The following is a 21,067-nucleotide window of genomic DNA, read 5'->3' as shown; positions in this document are numbered from 1 at the left end:
ATAAAAGAGGGGCCTGTCCAGTATTTGTACAGTTTGGAGAAAGGACTGTATAAGCTGAAAAGCCTTGTTTTTGGACTTTATTAAATTGTTTTGATAAAATATGATATTTATTATAATTTAGGTAAAAAAATATATGAAAATAAAATTTGAAAAAAGTGACGCATTGGAAAGGAGAGGATCTCTGCAGAGATAAAAAACTCAGTCACATTTTACAGCTTAAATTATTTGTTCTCATGATTTTATGTTATATATGTTGATCAGTGAAATTTAGGGTATTGATAATGAATGAGTTTTTTAGATTTTGATTATGTCACAAAATCGCCCTAATCGTATCATATTTGTATTGCCTAGTCGATTACTAAACCAAAACCACCAATATGAAAAGAATTTACTATCACTTAATTTTAAGTGCATTGCTTTTGTTCTTTTCTGCCCAGTTAAGAGCAGAAGGGACAGCCCAGGTAATGCCTAACAGTACCAATGGAACGGCCCTCTGGATTCGGCAGTCCTTGGGAAATGGCTCTTACCTCAACTCTGGGGTAAACAATGGCTTAAAGGTCTCTATTTCTGACTTTAGTACGGAGACAATTTATTTGGGCTTTAATATGTACGAGCGGCTTCCTGCAGTGAGCAGACCTAATAATGTCTATATTCGAGTTATCGACCCCTTAGGTACTGTAGTCGTTCCAGCCTTTTTATTACAAACAGCAGGAGCTGGCTTCATCAATACCTATAATGAAGCAGTAGCAGGGCCAAATATTGGAGGAACAAATCCTGCTGGCTATACTCCGCTTACATTTACCCCCACTCAAAACGGGGATTATCGTATTGAGCTATTTCAAAGTACAGATGGTGGAGCTACAGCAGATGCCTCTGCCAACGGCGAAATCTTTTTTCCCTACTTTGATATTACAGTAGCAGAGAATGGGACCAATACTTTCTTAGAGGGACGTTTACACTGTCAGCGCTGGTCATTTATTACATATGACCCTGCAAGTCCAGACTTTACGCCTTCTATTAACTTTTCTTTTGAAGGAGATTATTATGCGTATACTTCAGATAGCTCTGTTGTTCGGATGAATTTTCAAACTGGCTTTCGCCCTTTGGGATATGTATTGGCGATGAACAAGTATGGAGTTGTTGATAATGGAGATTTTGTCAATGATCGGGCTTCAGTTTATTCGGGACAAAACTCCCCTGCATTTGCTGATGGCTATGAGGTTTTTTTGGCAGTGCCTGATACAAGCATTTTTCGTGTAGTACCTCCTTCAGCTGCCCCAGCTATTCCAGCCAATGTATATGGTTGTCCAGGTGCATACTATATCCCTTTGTTTTTACCTGATCCAGGAGATGCGGCACTTCTTTTAGATTTAAATGGTGTTGCAGGCTATCAGTCAGGAACGGCAGATAGAGTTCTTGAGGCTTATGATTTAGCCGCAGGTAATCACGTACTAAACTGGGATGGTCTAGATGGCCAAGGAAACCCTGTTTCTGGAGCCACTAGCTTTGAAATTACGGCTACTCTTTTTCGAGGGCGAACAGCTATTCCTATGCATGATGCCGAGCTAAACTCTAGTGGATTTTCTGTAAATGCTTTTTTTCCAGCTTTAGGAAATAGAAAACTTTATTGGGATGATACTAACTTAAACCCTATCGGAGACTGTTCTGATGTAGGTAATCACAACAGTACAGCCACTGGTGTGGCTTCAACAAATATGTTGGAGGGCTTCTTAGGCCCAACACATGCTTGGGATGGAGCAGCTACCTTTGCCTCTCCTGCCCCTACAGCAGGAGCTGGCTCAGCAACTCCTGCAGACCTTTGCGATGACTATGGTAATGCCCGAACTATTGTTACTTGGTTCTGGTCTTACGATGTTTCATCTGCTCCCTTTACTAGAAGTACACCTGATTGTGATGCTGATGGTGATGGTATCGCCGATGCTGTAGATACTGATGATGATAATGATGGTATTCCAGACCTTTTAGAACATAATGGTTTAGATCCTGAAGATGATACTGATGGTGATGGTATCCCCAACTATCTCGACCCCGATGATGTAAACTTTGTAGATGCCGATTTTGATGGCGTTAGCGATTTTTATGATGCTGATGGCGATGGTATTATCAATGCCTATGATCTTGATGCCGATGGTGATGGTATTCCTGACATAGTGGAAGCTGGAGGAGTAGACACTGATGGCGATGGCCGAGTAGATACTTTTGTAGATGCTGATGCCGATGGTCTGGCGGATGCTTATGATGATTTACTTGTTACCAATGAGGTTGCGACTTCTCCTGATGAATGTTTGGGGGGAAATGGTCCTAATCATGTAATGAATTTTACTGTATCAACCGTTGATATTACTACGAATGCTGTTTGGCGATTTTCCTTGGCTGGAGACTATGGTAACGCAGGAGAAGAGATTTCACTTCTAGATGAATTGGGCAATGTATTACTAACTATAGATCGCTCTAATTCTGATAATCCTGCTTATGCTGACTGTGTAACCCCGTATATGAATTTTGCATTTACTATTCCAGTTGCTTTATGGAATAGTTGGAATGATGATGGGACTATTCAGTTGACTTTGGATGCAAATAATAACGTAAATACAACTTGTGGAGGAAATACAATTTCTTCTTGTGTACAATCTGTGTCTTTGGAGTATACTTTAGGCCTGCCTGCTGGCACTCCTATCGCCAACCTAGATACCGACAATGATGGTGTTCCTAATTATTTGGATTTAGATGCTGATAATGATGGTATTCCCGATGTTGTCGAAGCAGGGGGAACAGATACTGATGGCGATGGTATTTCGGACAATTATGTAGATACAGACCGAGACGGATTCAATGATGTTGTTGATGGTGATGTAGGTAATGATGGCACCGCAGAAAACCTAGCTCAAGCCCTTCAACCTACAGGTGCCGATGGCAATAACGACGGCCAACCCGATGATTTTCCTCAAGGAGACTTTGATGGCGACGGTATCCTAGATGTTTATGACCTAGATGCCGATAATGATGGTATTCCCGATTTGGTAGAAGCTGGCGGAACAGACACCGATGGCGATGGCCAAGTCGATGCTTTTGCCGATGCCGATGGCGATGGTTTCCATGATCCTATTGATGGAGATCCCGATAATGACGGTATTGCCGATAACTTTAATAATGCCCTTGTCCTTACTGGAGCCGATAATGATAATGATGGCGCTCCCGATAGCTACCCCAATGCCGACGCCGATGGTGATGGCCTGCTCAATCATCTAGACCTAGATGCCGATAATGATGGTATCCCTGATGTGGTAGAAGCTGGTGGCGTAGATGCCGACGGCGATGGCGTTATTGATGGCTTTAGCGATACGGACAATGATGGCTTTTATGATGCTGTAGATGGCGATGTCGGAAACGATGGTACCGCCGAAAATACAGCCGGCGCCCTGGTAGTTACTGGCCCCGATGGCAATAATGATGGCCATCCCGATAGTTATCCTACAGCCGATGCCGATGGCGATAATTACCTCAACGCTTATGATCTAGACTCAGATAATGATGGTATTCCTGATTTAGTAGAGGCTGGAGGAGCTGATGTAGATGGCAACGGCCAAGTAGATAACTTTACAGATACTGATAATGACGGTTTCTCTAACCAATATGACTCAGATGCCAATAATGATAGCGTAGCTGGCGACGCAGGCACTAACCCATTGATTGCTACCGGTCCCGATGCTGGAAGCGATGGCCGCCCAGATAACTACAATGAAGGCGACTTCGATGGCGACGGCGTACTCAACCTCTATGACCTCGATAGCGATAATGACGGTATCCTCGATATCGTTGAAGCTGGCCTAGCCGCCTCTGACGCTAATGCCGATGGCCAAATGGATGATGCCACTACTAATGATGCCGATGGCAACGGTTGGTCAAATACTAGCGATGCCGCTAATGCTGGAACTACGCCCATTACAACTACCGATGGCAATAATGATGGCTATCCCGATAGCTATACTACAGCTAATCAGGATGGCGATAATAATCCCAATTTCCTCGATATTGACGCCGATAATGATGGTATCGTAGATAATACAGAAGCCCAAGCTACAGGCAGCTATATCGCTCCCACAGGTAGCGATGCCGATGGCGACGGTATCGATGATGCTTACGATAATAATGATGGCCTCTTCGGTGGCGATAATTCTGGCCTTACTCCCGTAAATACAGATGCTACCGATAATCCCGATTATCTCGACCTCGATACCGATAATGACGGTGAAGGCGACCTTATCGAAGGACATGATACAAATGGCGATGGCCTTGTAGATGCTAGCGATAGCCCCAATGCTAATACAGGTGTCGGAGGGGCTGTTGATGCCGATGGCGATGGCCTCCTTGATGGTTTTGATAATAATACCAGCAGCACAGATGCTACAAATACAGGACTTACTCCCAATAGCCATCCCGATGCAGATGCCGGTAATGCCGAACTCGATTGGAGAGATCCTAAAGCTGATCTCGACCAAGATAATGACGGTATCCCCGATGCAGTGGAAGCCTATAATGGTGACCATGATGGCGACGGTACTCCCGATTATGCCGATCCCGATTATTGCGCCGCCTTCTTCGATGGCGTGAACGGCTGGAGCTGTGCCAATGGCCTCCCCGATCCCGATGGCGACCTAGATGGCGATGGCACACCCAATTATGCCGATGTTGATTTCCCCACTTGTGGCGGACTCAACGCTAACGGGACTTGCTCTAACCTCGACCTCGACGGCGATGGCGTACCCAATCACCTAGATCTGGATAACGATAATGACGGTATTCCTGACCTAGTTGAAGTTGGTGGCGTAGATACCAATGGAGACGGTATTCTCGATGATTTAACGGACTCGGATGGCGATGGCCTTCCCGATGCAGTAGATAATGATGATACCGATGGCCCAGAAGGCACTAGCCCCTGTGGCCCCCAACCTAGCTGCCTTGCCGCTAATTCTACTTCTGTATTGCTCGACCGCGATGCCGACGGTAGCAATGAATTCCTCGCCGATAATGATGGCGATGGCATTCCTAACCAATTTGACCTCGATAGCGATAATGACGGTATTCCAGACGCCGTAGAAGCCGGCGGAACTGATGCCGATGGCGATGGCAGAATCGATAACTTTGTCGATGCCGATGGCGATGGTATTCATGATGCCGTAGATGGCGATGTCGGAAACGATGGCACCGCCGAAAATACCGCTAATGCACTCCAACTTACTGGTGCCGATAATAACAATGATGGCCTAGCCGATAGTTATCTTAACAATGATGTCGATGGTGACGGTATTCCGAATAACCTCGATCTTGATAGCGATAATGACGGTATACCCGATCTAGTAGAAGCCGGCGGAACAGATGCCGATGGCGATGGCCTAGCCGATAACTTTGTCGATACCGATAACGACGGTTTGCATGATGTTATCGATGGAGATGTCGGAAACGATGGCACCGCAGAAAACAGCGCTCAAGCTCTTATCCTTACAGGCAATGATGTCAATAATGACGGTGCCCCCGATAATTACCCTAACGGAGACGCAGATAGCGATGGAGTCCTTAATATCTATGATCTCGATAGCGATAATGACGGTATCGCAGATGTGGTAGAAGCTGGCGGAACCGATACCAACGGAGACGGTTTTGCCGACGACTTTGTCGATACCGATAATGACGGCCTGCATGATGTCCTCGATGGCGATGTCGGAAACGACGGTACCGCCGAGAATAGCGCCCAAGTCCTTATCCTTACTGGAGCCGATAATAATAATGATGGCGAACCCGATAGCTACCCCAATGGCGATTTCGATGCCGACGGTATTCTTAATATCTATGACCTCGATAGCGATAACGATGGAGTCCAAGATATTCTAGAAGCCTATGGAACGGATGCCGATGGAGACGGCCAAGTAGATGTCTTTACTGATGCCGATGGCGATGGCTTTGCCGATGCCGTAGACGGTGACCCCAATAATGATGGTACTGCCGATAATAGCGCTGCCGTACTCATTTTGACTGGCGCCGACAATAACAATGATGGCACTCCAGATAGCTATCCAAATGCTAATGCAGATGCCGACGCTACACCTAACTTCCTCGATCTCGATAGCGATAATGATGGAGTTACCGATGTAGTAGAAGCCGCAGCAGGAGCAGTAACCGGAGCCGCTAATACCGATTCTCCCGCCAACGGTACCCTCGATGGCCAAATTGAAGATGGTCCCATTACCGACGCTAATAACGACGGCTGGTCTGACCTCCAAAATGGAACCATTAACCTCCTAGATACAGATGGCGACGGTATTGCCGACCTCTATGATATCGATGCCGATAATGACGGTATCCCAGATTATCTAGAAGCCGTTTGCTCAACTTGCCCCACCTTCGGCATGACGCCTTCTGGCGCCGATGCTAATGGAAACGGTGTACTCGATATCTACGAAGGCCTAGATGCTGCCAACCAAGCAGCAGGCGCAAATATCGGCGCTACGCCCAATGAGGATAATAATGATGGCACCGCTCCCGCAGATTATCTAGATCTCGACTCTGATAATGATAGCGGCTTCGACTGGGCCGAAGGCTTTGATAATGGCTTCGGTACCGCCACCGCTGGCGATGGCAATGCCGCCGACGAAATTATCCAAATGGCCACAGCCTATGTCGCCAACGGCGGTAACCCCGCTCACTATCCCAATACCGATAGCGATGGCGATGGCCTACCCGATTGGCTAGATAACCTCAACGGAGATGGCTATACCAATAACCAAACACCTCCTTTCCTCGATCCTAACTCTCCTTTCTGGATCGATGCCGATAATGATGGTCTCGCCGATATTTTTGACGATAATGTGAATGGTAGCGCCCTCGGTACTACCGCTCCAACTCCCAACAATGACGGACTCGACGATAATGACTGGCGCGATGCCAATACTTATGTCGATTTCCCCATCGAATGGCTCTTCTTCGATGCCGAACGCCAGTCTTCTTCTGAAGTGCTCCTCTCTTGGGCCAGCGAAACAGAAAGAGATAACCGCGGCTTTGAGGTAGAACGCATGTTTGACTATGAAACCGACTTTAGCCAAATCGATTTTGTCCAAGGTCAAGGCAATAGCTCAACCGCCAACTACTATAGCTATACCGACTATAATAGCTACGAGAATACAACTTACTACCGCCTGCGACAAGTCGACTTTAACGGAGACTTTGAGTACGCTGAGGTCCGTGCCGTCAATAATAGCTCAGAACTAGATGTGACGGTCTTCCCGAACCCCGCTAGCGATTTTGTAAATATCCGCTTTAGCCAGCTCAAAACAACGAGCCAAGTGAATTTCAAACTCCTAGATGTACTCGGCCGCCAAGTCTTTAGCAGCAGCCAAACGGTCCGCCCCGGCGACCTCATTACCCTAGATGCTATCCAAAACCTACCCGCAGGTACTTATTATCTTAATGTTCATATCGAGGCCGTGCAAAGCCAACTGAACTTTGAAGTCGTTAAGCCTTAATGACTTAGCTAACTAATTACTGACGAAGGTCAGCTCCTCTGGGGCTGGCCTTTTTTGTTTTGGGGCCTCCTGCCTGCGGCAGGCGCTACGCTGCAGGGCTCGCAAGGCTGCTCGGCCCTGCGGCCTGACGGCCTTGGTCTGCGGCTTCGCCGCCCCCTTCCGCATCGCTAGGCCGCTCATCCCCCTTTTTTTATACTGAATTGTTAGAGATTTGTTAAAAACTAAAAAAAACGCAACAAAATGAAAAAAGGCAAAAGTTATGTCTGGAAGTGAACTAGTTATGTCTGGAAGTGAACTAGTTAGGTCTGGAAGTAAACTAGTTCGGTCTGGAGGTAAACTAGTTCGGTCTGGAGGTAAACTAGTTCGGTCTGGCGGTGAACTAGTTCGGTCTGGCGGTGAACTAGTTCGGTCTGGAAGTGAACTAGTTCGGTCTGGAAGTGAACTAGTTCGGTCTGGAGGTAAACTAGTTCGGTCTGGCGGTGAACTAGTTCGGTCTGGAAGTGAACTAGTTCGGTCTGGAGGTAAACTAGTTCGGTCTGGCGGTGAACTAGTTCGGTCTGGAAGTAAACTGCTTAGCCCCAAAGGTTGATATACAGGTCCTTGACCAGTCGTTATAGCAGAGCTGAATCTCATCCAAAGGCCCTCTTTAGAGGGCTGTCTGAAAAAGCTAGCCTAGGGGCTTGTCCCTAGGCGACTATTGGCCAAATCCTAACAAGCTAAAAGCCCAAATTTTATTCGGATACACAAAATCCTGAGCAGTCCCGCCCCCTCAGCAAACAAGGGCTTCAGCCCATGGCTCTAAACAGCCCATGAGACTATTTAAACAGGCGGCTTCGCCGCCCCATGGCCGAAGGCCAAACGGCCTAGGGGCCTGAAAGGGTGGCCGCAGGCCAGACCAAGGAGCCGAAGGCGACGCAGGGCCGAGCAGACCTGCGAGCCCTGCAAGGGCCCGGCCGCCAAAGGCGGCAGGCCCCAAAAAAATATCCCCCTAGTCATGATGACTAGCGGGATAAATTAAGATCAGAAAGGAGAAAACTAAGGGGTAAAGTAGCCGCCCCGCTCCTTAATCCAGGCCATTAGGGCCGCATAACGAGGATCATTGGCCAGTAGCTTGGGATTGCCCAAAACCACCAGCTGCTGCCGAGCCCGAGTAAGGGCCACATTGAGCTTGCGGTCTACCTGCTCATCATCGGAAAGAGAGACAATGGCCGGCAATTGATGACTCATATTGATGGCCAAAGACAAGAGAATGATTTTGCGCGCGCCCCCCTGATAACGCTCCACCGTATCAATGCTGCACTGCTCATAACCCATATTATATTGGGCCAAAACATGGCGAATCTGGGCAATCTGCGCCCGAAAAGGCGTGATGATGCCAAGGTCCTCTGGCGCAAAACCGCCACCCTGCTGCTCGTATAAGTTCCGAAAAGCATGGACCAGCTCGCCCACCCGAATGGCTTCCTCTTCATTGGTTTTGCTGTTGCCCTGATAATCCGATTGACTGGGAATAAAGAGCAGACGATGCTGGGCCAAAAGCTGCTCCAAAGCAGAGGCCTGGGGCATCGGACGGAAGGGCAGGGGCTGCTGCTGCCAGTCGCCAATAGGATTGTCTTCTGGCAGTTCCAACAACTTATTATCATAGAAAAATTGGCTGGGAAAGCGGGCTATTTCGGCATGCATCCGCCCCTGATGCTGCAATTGATCGTAGCAATGGGTCCAGCCTTCTTTTTGGGCCTGCTCAAACAAGCGCTCAAAGAGGGAGTTGCGGCGATTGCGCAAGCCAATACTTTGGAGCAACTCATCTTTAACCGCCGACTGCTCTTTGTCTTGCAAAACTACCGCCGGCAACTGCTTATGGTCGCCAATAAGCACAAAGCGCTGAAAATGCGGAAGCAAACCGAGCAACATGGGCTCCAAAATCTGTGAAGCCTCATCAATAATGACAGTATTAAATTGCTTGAGCTTGAGCAAAAGTGGGCGGTTGAGCATGCTAGAAACCGTAGAGACAAACACTCGATGCTTGTCGATGGTCGCTCGCAGATCTTTGCGGCTAGCTAGGGCTTCTGTTTGCACCGAAAACATCCGATGTTCAAAGCGAGGATCGCAAGAATAGCGGCTGCCCATGCGCAGATAATCATGGATACCCACTTCCTCAATGGCTTCGCAAATTTCATCTACAGCTCGGTTGGTATAGGCCAAAAGCAAGATGTTTTCTTGGCTATTTCGGTGGAGATATTCGACCATTTGGGCCAGCATAAACTTGGTTTTGCCCGTGCCCGGAGGGCCCACCAACAAAAAGTAGTCTTGGGCATCCAAGGCCTTGTTGAGGATCCTCTTTTGGTCTTCGCCCAAATAGGGCTGCATAAAGCTCCGATTTTGGGGAGCGCTGCTTTTTTGCGGGGCCCTTTGGCCCAATAAAAGCTGTCGCTTGGCCGGATGGAAATTCATGAATTTGAAGAGCGATTGATATTGGACCGTAAAGCCCTTATCGAGCATATCGTGTTCTAAGCTCCAGCTTTTGGCCGCCTCAAAAACGCTGCCGCTACATTGGGGAGAGTAAAGCTTGAAGCAAAGCTCTTCGGCATTGATTTGAGAAATAGAGCCCTTAAAAATCTGATGCTTCAAGACATTGTCATCCTGGCCCATTTCGGGATACAAAATAGCAATATCGCCCTGTCTGAAATTGGCCAAGGGGTTGGTATTTTCCGTTCGCTTAAAGCGGAGAATAGGGGGATCCTGTTCGCTATTGTTTTCTAGTAGTTCTAGCCCCGCCAAAAGCTCAAAATGTTCGTCTTTATCGGCTCTTTCGCTAAGCCAGAGCCCTGCTTGTCCATTGGCGCGTTCATTTCCTTCTACCCCCGTTTTGGCCAAAATTTGTTCTTTGGCAATAAAGCTACAAAAGGCAATAAAGTAGCGGCGTTCTAGCTCGCTTAGCTTAGAAAAGCAGGCCTCAAATTCTTCCAATCCTCTGGCGGTATAGCCGCTAGCTTTGGGCATAATTGCAGGCCCTAACTGATGCAAAAGGCCATATTCTTCCAGTGATTTTTGGTCCAATTGGGCCAGCTGCCGCTCGATCATCACCATCTGGTTGCGAAGGGCCAAGGCTTCATCCTCCTTAAACTGCGTGCTAGGGGCTAGACGCAGCGGTTTTTCTTGCAATTTGGAGTAAAGAATATGGGCCAAACTCTTATAGCTAGGATAAACCGATTTGGTCAGCAAGCCATAGAGCAAGGTCTGTACATAGTGATTATGATTGAGGTTATACTTATTGGGCATAAAGGTTTTGCCACTCTTCAATTCCACAATCAAGGCCTTATCATCGCCTTCTACTGGCGGCTGCCAGAGGTCCAAACGTCCCTGAATCCCATAAAGGGCAGAGTAAAAAGAGGGCTCTAACAAAATGCGCTCTCGCTCGATGCCCTGCTTGGGAAACTCATTGAGGATAATATGCTGCAGGTTGATAAAGTGGTTTTTGGCCTCATGATAGGTCTTGCGAATATCGGTATCCTTAAAGTCGGCAAAGCCCAAGGGATTGAGGCTAAAGAGCTTCTTGAATTCTTCCTGAAAGCTCAGCTTGGGGTTCTTGCTCAAGAGGTCCAAAAAGCGGTTGGCAATATTTCCCAGCATCAGCGGCAGGCTATTTTCATAGGCCGAAAACTTTTTGAGCAAAAAGAGGTAGGGCGAAGCGCCCTGTGGCTGAAAACATTCGGCAATGCTGGTCACATCGACCAAGTAGTCGGGCTCTAAGATGATGCGTTTGGGCAGCAAAATTCCCGATTCTTCTACCAAGACCTGCAGCAATTGCAAAATGGCCCCAGCGGGAAAATGATCTTGCATCAGCTCAATGGTCGAGTTAAACTGCGCATTGATTTCGGGCACATTATAACGCAGCCTGAGCTGGTCGGTATAGCCCTCTCCATAAGGTTGGCAGATGATGAGCTCTTGCTCGGCATCAATTTGCAAAACCACCACTTTGAGCTCCTCAATAATGCCTTCTTTAATAGGGAAGGGGTTGCGGTCTTCCTGCTCTTCTTCCTCATCGCTGGGCAAATAGGCCCGCAATTCTTCGGGCAAAGGAACATGACAAAGGGCCGCAATGGCAAAGGCCACGGTTTTTAGGGCCGAGGCGTATTGGCCAGCCGTAGGCTCCAGCTCTTTTCTGCGAATCCATTTGGCCCGCTTGATAATTTGGTAGATCCGCCATTGAACCGAGCGACTGAGGTCTTCTTTATGAGACAAAAAGGCAATCCGTGCCGAGCGATCACTAAAATGTAGGCGCTCTTTTTCGGTCAATTGTAAAAATAGCTGGACCAAAAGGGCATCTAATGCCTGATATTTGGCCCCCAAAGGTTGGTCTACTTGCTGTAGCTTGAGCAGTTGAGAAAAGAAGAACTGCGCTTCTGTTGCTTTTTTTTGCATAAAAATATAATTGTTGGGTTAGGTTTTTTTGTCTGTCTGTTTTGGGGCCTCAGCTGCGGCTTCGCCTTGCTGCGCTACGTTTCGCAGCTCGCTGTTCGCTCGGCCCTGCGGCCTGACGGCCTTGGTCTGCGGCTTCGCCGCACTGCTGCACATCGCTAGGCCAGGCGCTTCGCGCCTCTAAAAGAAGCGATTTTGCTGAGGGTCAAAATCTTGTTGTTTAAACATAAGGGATTTAGATCGGATATTCATCTTGGCCACAAATCCATCTTCTAAAAGGACCACAAATTCTTCTTCATTGAGCCAGAGGCAGGCATAGACATAGGGCAACAATTTTGGCGAGAAGGTCCGGCGGTGGTCTCCGGTATGGGCATCGAGCAGCCAGAGCAGGCCGGCATTATCATTCACCAGCAGGAATTGTTCTTCTGGAGAAAGAACTGGCAAAGAGGTCCAATGATGATAACTAATATCGGAAGGGGGCTGGTTGGCGAAGCGGATGCCCTTTTTGCCTCTAAAGGGCAGGGCATATTTTTCTTCTAATTTTTCTAGGCTATAAAAGCGAATTTCTTGGAGTTGGGTCCCATTGACTACGGCGGTCCAGAGGCGGTCATCTTGTCGAAACAGTTGTTCGGCATATTGGGCCGTTGATTCTTTGAGTATGGCCCCCGATCGCAGGTCTATTTTTCTCAGTTGTTGATGATTAAAATCAAGGATAATGACTTCATGGGGATGTTGGCCCAGCTGCATCCCCGCAATAAATCCTCCTTTATCTATGGGGTCATGAATAATGGCTTTAAGTTCTAGCTCTTGGTCGAGCAGATAGATTTTTTCTCCATCGGTGGCGGCAATTTGTTCATTGGGCAGCCAGAGCAGGAAATCGATAAAGGCATCTAGGGTTTTTTCTTGGCCAATCATTTGGCCGGTAGCGGCATTAAATATGGCCAGCTGTTTATTTCGGGCGGCTAAGAGCTTGCTTTTATCGGGGCTAATGGCTACGGCACGGCCCCAGCCGGGCAATTCATAACGGAGGTTGCCATCATCGGAGCGGACGACCAGTAGTTCGTACCAGCAGGCGCAAAAGCTTTGGTGGAGGCGGTAGAGTCTAAAGTCTCCTTTGGCCGAATTGGGTAAAAAGGAGCGTTCTTGGCTCAAGATTCGGAAAGGGCGGCCATCATCTACATAATCGTTTTCGATATCTTCTTCTAGAAGGGCCTCAAAGGCTTTTCGGATACGTTGGAACCATTTCATGTTGGCAAATAAATTTGATTGGGGGCTTATTTTGGGCTGGGCCAAATTATTTTTTACTAAATATATGGCGCAGCCATATACCTTATGGGGCTGGGGCGAAGCCCCAGCCTATCGGCTGAGGGGCTGTAGCAGGGCCGCCGCAGGCGGCAGACCAAACAGGCGCAGCCTGTGCAGGGCCGAGCATACCTGCGAGCTGCGCAATGGCCCGACCCGCAGCGAAGCGAAGGGGCAGCCCCAAAAAAAAGAAATAGAGAAGATCAATAACTAGGCAGGAGGGGCTTGTCCGGGGGCGGGCCCTTCATAGCTGGGTTTGTCCTGATGCTGGGGCATTTGGCCTCGAATATACATCCTTTGGAGGAGTTTGTAGAGCATGGGCCAATAGGCCGCTAGGCAGTTGGGCAGGCCTTTTTCGCCTTCTCGGAGCAACTGTTCGTAGCTTCGTTTTTCGCTACGGCTTTGGCTGCCTCGGCCCTGTCCAATTCGGGCAAAATCCTCTTCTAGCCAAAGGAAATGCAGCTCATTATTTTCGTCTTGGGCCTCATAGCGTTTTTGGGGCAGGCGGCTATAGTCGAGCAAGGCAAAAGGAGGGGCGAGTTGGGGCCAGCGGAGCTGCTGTTTAATTTGGTCGCTCCAAAGTCTTCTTTCCTTAAAGGGCAGGCCGGGGATATTGCTTCCTTGCAGATAAAAATGCCAAAGTCTTTGTGCTTGCAGGGGCAGAATTTGGTAGGGGCTTTCTTCTAGGAGCTGTAGTCCTTGGGCCGAAAAATGGGCCTGCAGTTGTTTTTCCTCCAGTTTTGGCCAAAAGAAGCTTTGTTCTACTAGTTTATGGCTTTGCAAGCCCTTGTAGAAGGCAAAAATAAGTTGGCCCGCCTCGGATAGTTCTACTTCGTCTAGCAGCAACTGCAGGTAGTCGATCAGCTCGGCATCAATCCAGTTTGGCCCAATGGGAACTGGGCGACAAAGGGCCTCTTCCAGTGAAAAATAAAGTTGTTCGGTCGTTTTGGTCCAGAGAACATGATCGTGAAAGAGTTCTACTTTGGCATCGAGGCCTTGCTCTTTATAGGTCCAGGATTTTAGCATTTTATTGTTTTTGATAACTTCTGTCAAATTGTAGTTGCCCGCCATAGGCAGCCCAGCCCTTAGTCATTTTAAACTTTCGGGCCGACATAGATCGGATGATTCCTACCGTAAGTACCACTACGCCCCCGACAATAACAATAGGGCCAGCAATGCTGTTGACGCCCAAAAGGGCAGCCGATAGGGGGATGACCCCAGCGCCCATGCCCAGGAGAATAGCGCCTTGAAACTCTTTGGGGCTGCGTACTCGGCCCGCAATGAGGCTACAGTCTTTAAGGGGAATTTCTCGGCCATCTACAATCATGCTTTCTCGATTGACCTTTTGGAGCTCTCCCTTATAGGTCGTTTTGGGGCTGTTGTAGAGGCGGTACTTAATGCGTCCGCCTTTTCGGATAAAGTAAGTTTTGCCTTTTTCGAAATGTTCAAAAACTAAAACATCATAGCTGACCGGGTCGCTAATGAGTTCTTGAGCACTGGCATAGGATAGAGAAAAAGTCAGAAAGCCCAAGAGAAGAAGCCAAGAGAAATTCGCCATAAGTTTTGATTTTTTGCTATATTTAGAGAGTCTTAACATCCTAATCTACTTCATACTAAAGGGAAGATAAGAGATATTCTGCTTTTTTTGCTCGCTCATCCTTTTTCAAGCACAAAATATGAGACAGTTTTCCGTTTTAGCCGTTTTCTTATTATCCAGTTGTTTGGGCTTTTCCTCTTTGGCTGGGCCTAATTGGCAGCCGTCTAAAGAATTTAAGGCTTATTGGTTAACAGGCAAACGGGAGGTCAATCATTATGATTTGGTCCAGGAGTTAGATGGGCAAAAATATGAGGGTCAAGCCCATCTTATTTTCAAGGCGGCGTATTTTTCTCGCTCCAAACAACATGAAGTGCAGGCCGAGGATGAGGGCGCTATGCCCGTTTTGGAGCTCAATCAATTGCGGAGTTTTAAGGAGGGGGAGTACCGGTTGATGCAGTCGGTTTTTCGCCCTATTGATTTGGTGGCGGAGCCTTTTTGTTATAAAGTGAGCAATAGCTTACAAAACTGGGAGGGACATCGTTTTGATCAGATTAACCTCAGGGCCTATAATTATCGGCAGCAGCAGTTTTCTTATGCTAGTAAGGAGGGCGATCAGCAGCGAGACCTCCCTAAAGTGCTTTTGCAAGATGAGTTGTTTGCGCTCATTCGCATTTCTCCAGAAAAGCTGCCTTTGGGCCGCTTTGAGTTTTTGCCTTCTAGTTTGTTGTCGCAATTGTATCACAGTCTTTTGGTCCCTAAAACGGCAGAGGCAAGCCTCAGCGAAGAAGGAGAGTTGGCCAACTATCAGCTGACTTATGCGCAGGGAAAAGGCAGCCTGAAAATTCAGTTTGAAACCAAATTCCCGCATTCTATCCGCTCTTGGGAAGAGCAGTATTATAGTAGAGGCCAAAGCTATTATAGCAAGGCCGAATTGAAGGAAGGAAAATAGTACACTAAATAAATTAAACTCTATGATTTTTTCACAACATGCCAAAGGCAAGCTCTTGCTTACGGCCGAGTATTTTGTGACCGAGGGCGCTACCGCTCTGGCATTGCCCACCAAAAAGGGCCAAAGTATGCAGGTTGAAAAAGGCGAAAAGGCCGGCCAATTGCATTGGCGCAGCCTAGAAGAAAATGGCGATTGCTGGCTAGAGATTTGGGTCAGCCTGCCCGATTTGGAACTGATTAAGTTTGAAGGCGAGGCCGAGGAGGCCGAGCGCCTACTCATCTTGCTCCAAATTGCTCAAGAACATAATCCGAACTTTTTAGCGGATGGCCAAGGACTAGAAGTAACCACAAAACTAGAGTTTCCTAGAGATTGGGGCCTAGGTTCTTCTTCTACCTTAATCAGTCTATTAGCCGATTGGGCGCAGGTAGATGCCCACCAACTTCTGGCCGAAAGCTTTGGCGGCTCAGGCTATGATTTGGCCGCAGCCAAGGCCCAGGGACCCATTCTTTACCGTTTGTTTAATGGGCAACCACAGGCTTATCCCGCCCCCTTTGCCCCGAAGTTTAAAGATCAGCTTTATTTTGTGCACCTCAATAAGAAGCAGAGCAGCCGCGAAGCTTTGGTCCACTATAAAGTGAAACCCGCAGAGGAAAGAGAAGCACCCATTCCCAGAATTAGCCAGATTACGCATAATCTGGCCCAATACTGTAAGGATTTGGAAGATTTTGAGGAGTTGCTCGAAGAACATCAGGCCCTTTTGCAAGCCATCTTGGGCCAAGAAGGACCCAAAGCTCAGTTCTTTGAGGATTTCTGGGGAACCGTGAAACCCCTAGGCGCCTGGGGCGGCGATTTCGTCCTCGTCAGTAGCCAACGCAGCGAGGCCGAAACCAAAGCCTATTTTGCCAAAAAAGGCTTTGAGCAGTTTATCCGCTATGAGGATATGGTGCTGAGCTAAACAAAAAAAGACCTGTTTAAAAGTTGTAGCTGCCTAGGGACAAGCCCCTAGGCTAGCTTTTGTAGACAGCCCTCTGCGAGGGCCTTTAGGGACGCTGTTTTCTTCGCAAGAACAAGTAAGTCAAAAAGTATCTTACCTTGAGGCCCTTTAGGGCTGACTCCATTTATTAGCCTAGGGGCTTGTCCCTAGGCGACTATTGGCTAAATTCTACTTCCCTAAACTTATTTAGATATACAATATCCTGAACAAACCAACAAAAAAAGACCTCTACGCCAAGCGTAGAGGTCTTTTTTTCTGCAGAATACTCAAGGTATTCATCTCAAAGAAATATTGCCTATTTCTTTACCGCATTCACGATAGCTTTGAAAGCAGCAGGCTCGTTCATCGCTAGATCGGCCAACACTTTACGGTTGAGCTCGATACCGCTCTGAGACAAAAGGTGCATAAAGCGAGAGTAGCTGAGGCCCTCTTGGCGAACAGCAGCGTTGATACGCTGGATCCAAAGAGCACGATAGCTGCGCTTTTTCAATTTACGGCCGATGTATGCATACTGCATACCTTTCTCTACCGCATTTTTGGCAACGGTATACACTTTAGATCTCGCTCCAAAGTAACCGCGGGCCTGCTTCAAAATTTTCTTCTTTCTTCTTCTTGAAGCTACAGAATTTACCGAACGTGGCATAGCTTAATAGTTTAAAATAGATAGATAAAATAAGGGCCTGGGGTGCAGGTGAGAAGGGACCCACAACTTGTCCACTAAGGCGCCTCTTAATTGTTTCGAGATGCTAATACTAGATGTTAAGCATCTTCTTCACGCGCTTGGCATCGCCAGGAGCACAAAGACCTGCGTGACGTAGACGAAGCTTACGCTTCTTTGACATTTTTGTCAAAATGTGGCTCTTTCCACTACGACGACGTTTGATCTTGCCGCTACCCGTCACCGAAAAGCGTTTTTTAGCACCTGAATGCGTTTTTACTTTAGGCATGGTAATACGTTTTTTTAAACAGATTTTTGAAAATCGACTGCAAACTTAAGCTTATTTTTCTAATATCAAAAACTTTTCTGCTCCAATTTCCTGATTCTAAATTGCCTAGAATTTTACAAAGGTGTTGCCCCCCTCGCACTGATAGCCCCGAATCATCTTTTTGCGCTTCAAAAGGTCCAAACGCCGATGCGTTTCTTTCATCAAACGACCTTTGCCCACGCCATGTATGATCTCTAACTGCCCCGAAAAGCCAATCTCTAAGGCCTGATTGAGGTAGTCTTCTAAGGCCTCTATCTGAAATTCTAAACACTCAAAGGGCTGTAGGTCTTTGTAGTCTTCCGGAAAAATGAGCTCAATGTGCAAATCTAAACGAGAGTCAAAATGCGCCAGTCGCTGCGCATCTTGCTTGTTGTAATATCTGCGATGAATTTCCTTGTGCATCTGCTTTTTGCGCTGCGCCAAGGTGTACTTTTTTAAGTTGGTTTTGGGCTGCGCCTTGCGCGCCTCCAACTCCGCCAAATTAAAGCAAGGATAACCCTCTAGCTCCAAACCCAATAGGGGAATGGCCTGCTGCAATTTGATCCACTTCTTGTACTTGAGCTTAAAGCTGTGCTCCAACTCAAAAATAGGCAAACGCAAAATAAGCTGAGGCGAATCATTTAAGTTGGCATGCGCAAATTCCGCAATGGGAAAGTAATCATGTGGCCCAATATGCTGCTTGAGCTCCTGCGCCCGCTCCTGCAAAATCCGCAACTCAAACTCAAAGTTAAATCCATAGGGCGTATCATTGACCAAATAGATGCTGTATTGCCCCTGCGCATAAGGATAAAACGCAAGGTAAATGCCTTTGTTTTCTGCTTCCTTGCCCTCAATCTTGGGGGCCTGATAAACCGGAATAGGAGCCTCTTTTTTCGGCAATGGCCGACCCGCTTTCCGAGCCTCTATCTCTTCCTTGGTATAAAATAATTCTTCCGTAGATAAGCCCTTAGGCGCTTTTTTCGGCTTCTTTTTGCCAAACTCCCGCTGAATATCAGAAATCTGCGGACCCGTATAATGGGCCTCCGGCACCACATCATCCCCAAAGGCAATGCTCTCCTCATCTTCCTCCAACAACCACACCCGGTAGCTGCCATCTAAATAATCTTCCAAAATCTCGGCCCGCTGACCCGAATAGATAAATCGTATAATTTCTCCTGCTTTCATCTTTTTATTTTTTGTTGGGGCTGCCCCTGCGGCCTGCGGCCTTGGGTCGGGCTGTGTCGCAGCTCGCTGTTCGCTCGGCCCTGCGGCAGCAAAGCTGCCTGGGTCTGGCCTTCGGCCACTGCTGTCCATCCCTCAGCCGCGTCGCTACGCTCCTTTGCGGGCCTTCGGCCCTGCAAAACTTAAGAAAATTTAACCCAAATTATATTTTAAGCTTTTTCATCTTTACTTAACAGTCTGTTTGACAATTAGTTATTTCTTGAATAATAATTTAGTTTAACTCCCCTCAAGACAACTGTTTTTCTGCTCCTGTATTTTAGCTCACTGGCTTTGCAGACAGAAAAGCCTACCTTTGTACAAAACAAAGTATAACTTAAAGGGTTGTTCTTTTTAAATTTTCTAATCTTAAAATACCTATTTTTAAAATGGCAACGATCAAATCTTACTCTCCTGACAATCAGCCAACTGAAACGGAGAAAGAAGAAATAGCCAACTTTTTATTTAAACATCTAGAACAATACGGAGACCCCAAAGAGCAAATTCTTGCCGCTATGGACTACTCCCTGGGCCAGACAAAACAAGCCGCTGGAGGCCAGATTTTTAGCATCTATCATCAAGGGCAATTGGCCGGCGCTACTGTGCTGAACCGCACAGGCATGACCGGCTATATCCCCGAAAATATCCTGGTCTATATTGCCGTAGATGCGCAATTTAGAGGAAAAGGCCTAGGAAAACAACTAATGCAGGCAGCAATTGAGCAAACCCCCGGAGATATCGCCCTGCATGTAGAAAAAGATAATCCCGCTAAGCATCTTTATGAAAAATTAGGATTTACTAATCCTTATCTCGAAATGCGACTGAAAAAATAAACCCCTCTGCCTCCTACAGGCCCGAAGGGCCGCAAAGGAGCGTAGCGACGCGGCTGAGGGATGGATAGCAGTGGCCGCAGGCCAGACCCAGGCGGCAAAGCCGCCGCAGGGCCGAGCAGACCTGCGAGCTGCGACACAGCCCGACCCAAGGCCGAAGGCCGCAGGGGCAGCCCCAAAACCCTCCTAGATAAATACATACCTATTTTTTCAGTAAACCATTTGTAATGGCATTTATCACCTTAGATAGTCAAAAACTAGCCGAAAATTACCAACGCTTAGACGAGCTTTTTCAAGAAAAAAATATCCAATGGGCCGTGGTCTCCAAAATGCTTTGTGGCCACCGCCTCTATCTAGAGGAACTCATTAAATTAGGCGCCAAACAACTTTGCGACTCCCGCCTGAGTAACCTCAAAATGATCAAATCTATCTCGGAAGAGGTGGAGACGATCTATATTAAGCCGCCCCCCCAAGAAATTATTCCCGAAATTGTCCAATATGCCGATATCTCCTTTAATACGGAGATCGAAAGCATCCGCCTGCTCTCCGAAGAGGCCGCCCGCCAAAATAAATTGCATAAAGTGATCATTATGATCGAAATGGGCGAGCTGCGAGAAGGCGTAATGCGAGAGGAATTTATGGACTTTTATGAGCAGGTCTTCAAATTGCCCAATATTCAAGTGGTGGGCATCGGAACTAACCTGACTTGTATGTATGGCGTTTTGCCCAGCCAAGATAAATTGATCCAACTTTGCCTCTATGAACAACTGGTAGAGGCCAAATTTAACCGAGAAATTCCGCTGGTGTCTGGGGGCTCCTCTGTGACGATCCCCCTCATTTTTCAGAACCTATTGCCTGCGGGAATCAATCACTTTAGAGTAGGAGAGACCCTTTATTTAGGGACCGATGTCTATAATAATCGGACCTACGAACGGATGCACCAAGATGTCTTTAAGCTTTATGCTCAAATCATCGAGCTGAACGAAAAACCACTGGTGCCCGATGGCAATATGGGCCTTAATCTTAAGGGCGAAGCCGTGACTTTTAAAGATGAACTTCGACAAAAAACGGCGGTCCGCGCCATTATCGACCTCGGCCTGCTAGATGTAGATGAAGCCCATCTGCAATTGGCCGACCCCAAACAGAAAATGCTGGGTGCCTCCTCCGATATGGTGGTTATCGACCTAGGAACTAATGAGGATGGACTGGGCGTTGGCGACCTGATCGAGTTTAAACTCGATTATATGGCGATCCTCCGCATCATGAATTCTAAATATATTGAAAAACGCTTGGCTCCCGCCTAAATCCTTGGGCCAAT

13 protein-coding genes are annotated in these 21,067 nt (G+C 47.4%); 6 read left to right on the top strand and 7 right to left on the bottom strand.

Annotated features, from left to right (window positions below):
• Positions 1-377: 377 nt before the first annotated feature.
• The gene (locus tag SGRA_RS06115; protein ID WP_041329525.1) at positions 378-7,538 is read left to right on the top strand and encodes a T9SS type A sorting domain-containing protein; all 7,161 of its coding nucleotides are present in this window, start codon (positions 378-380) and stop codon (positions 7,536-7,538) included.
• A 259-nt stretch (positions 7,539-7,797) separates the two neighbouring features.
• The gene (locus tag SGRA_RS20025; protein ID WP_015691738.1) at positions 7,798-8,127 is read left to right on the top strand and encodes a hypothetical protein; all 330 of its coding nucleotides are present in this window, start codon (positions 7,798-7,800) and stop codon (positions 8,125-8,127) included.
• 446 nt (positions 8,128-8,573) lie between these two features.
• Here SGRA_RS20025 and SGRA_RS06110 read toward each other — a convergent pair whose 3' ends face one another.
• The 4 genes from SGRA_RS06110 to SGRA_RS06090 form a co-directional block, all read right to left on the bottom strand.
• A complete protein-coding gene (locus SGRA_RS06110) occupies positions 8,574-11,957 on the bottom strand; it encodes an AAA domain-containing protein (protein WP_015691736.1) in 3,384 nt (1,127 codons plus the stop codon).
• A gap of 177 nt (positions 11,958-12,134) precedes the next feature.
• The gene (locus SGRA_RS06105) at positions 12,135-13,202 is read right to left on the bottom strand and encodes a hypothetical protein (protein WP_015691735.1); all 1,068 of its coding nucleotides are present in this window, start codon (positions 13,200-13,202) and stop codon (positions 12,135-12,137) included.
• Between the two features lie 264 nt (positions 13,203-13,466).
• A complete protein-coding gene (locus tag SGRA_RS06095) occupies positions 13,467-14,282 on the bottom strand; it encodes a hypothetical protein (RefSeq protein ID WP_245538647.1) in 816 nt (271 codons plus the stop codon).
• A 1-nt stretch (position 14,283) separates the two neighbouring features.
• A complete protein-coding gene (locus tag SGRA_RS06090; protein WP_015691732.1) occupies positions 14,284-14,814 on the bottom strand; it encodes a hypothetical protein in 531 nt (176 codons plus the stop codon).
• Between the two features lie 118 nt (positions 14,815-14,932).
• Between SGRA_RS06090 and SGRA_RS06085 the strand changes: the two genes are divergently transcribed.
• Both SGRA_RS06085 and SGRA_RS06080 read left to right on the top strand, forming a co-directional pair.
• Positions 14,933-15,742 carry a hypothetical protein gene (locus tag SGRA_RS06085; protein WP_015691731.1) on the top strand — a complete coding sequence of 270 codons (810 nt, stop codon included), beginning with the start codon at positions 14,933-14,935 and terminating at the stop codon, positions 15,740-15,742.
• A 22-nt stretch (positions 15,743-15,764) separates the two neighbouring features.
• Positions 15,765-16,697, top strand: coding sequence for a GYDIA family GHMP kinase (locus SGRA_RS06080; protein WP_015691730.1), 933 nt, complete (start codon positions 15,765-15,767; stop codon positions 16,695-16,697).
• Positions 16,698-17,031: 334 nt separating this feature from the next.
• Here the strand turns inward: SGRA_RS06080 and rplT are convergent, their stop codons facing one another.
• The 3 genes from rplT to SGRA_RS06065 all read right to left on the bottom strand — a co-directional run bounded on the left by rplT (position 17,032) and on the right by SGRA_RS06065 (position 18,886).
• Complete coding sequence (gene rplT, locus SGRA_RS06075; RefSeq protein WP_002657792.1) at positions 17,032-17,379, bottom strand: 50S ribosomal protein L20; 348 nt, start codon at positions 17,377-17,379, stop codon at positions 17,032-17,034.
• Between the two features lie 109 nt (positions 17,380-17,488).
• A complete protein-coding gene (gene rpmI, locus SGRA_RS06070) occupies positions 17,489-17,683 on the bottom strand; it encodes a 50S ribosomal protein L35 (protein WP_002657790.1) in 195 nt (64 codons plus the stop codon).
• A gap of 105 nt (positions 17,684-17,788) precedes the next feature.
• Positions 17,789-18,886 (bottom strand): Smr/MutS family protein, encoded by a 1,098-nt coding sequence (locus SGRA_RS06065; RefSeq protein ID WP_015691729.1) that lies wholly within the window; start codon positions 18,884-18,886, stop codon positions 17,789-17,791.
• 422 nt (positions 18,887-19,308) lie between these two features.
• Here SGRA_RS06065 and SGRA_RS06055 point away from each other — a divergent pair, with 422 nt between their 5' ends.
• Entirely contained in the window at positions 19,309-19,752 is a 444-nt protein-coding gene (locus SGRA_RS06055) for a GNAT family N-acetyltransferase (RefSeq protein WP_002657787.1), read from the top strand.
• Between the two features lie 224 nt (positions 19,753-19,976).
• Positions 19,977-21,053, top strand: coding sequence for an alanine racemase (locus tag SGRA_RS06050; protein ID WP_015691727.1), 1,077 nt, complete (start codon positions 19,977-19,979; stop codon positions 21,051-21,053).
• Positions 21,054-21,067: the final 14 nt, after the last annotated feature.

This window comes from Saprospira grandis str. Lewin (genome assembly GCF_000250635.1).
Lineage (GTDB): Bacteria > Bacteroidota > Bacteroidia > Chitinophagales > Saprospiraceae > Saprospira > Saprospira grandis.
Note: the sequence above shows the minus strand (reverse complement) of the source record. Positions and strands in the feature narration are given on the sequence as shown.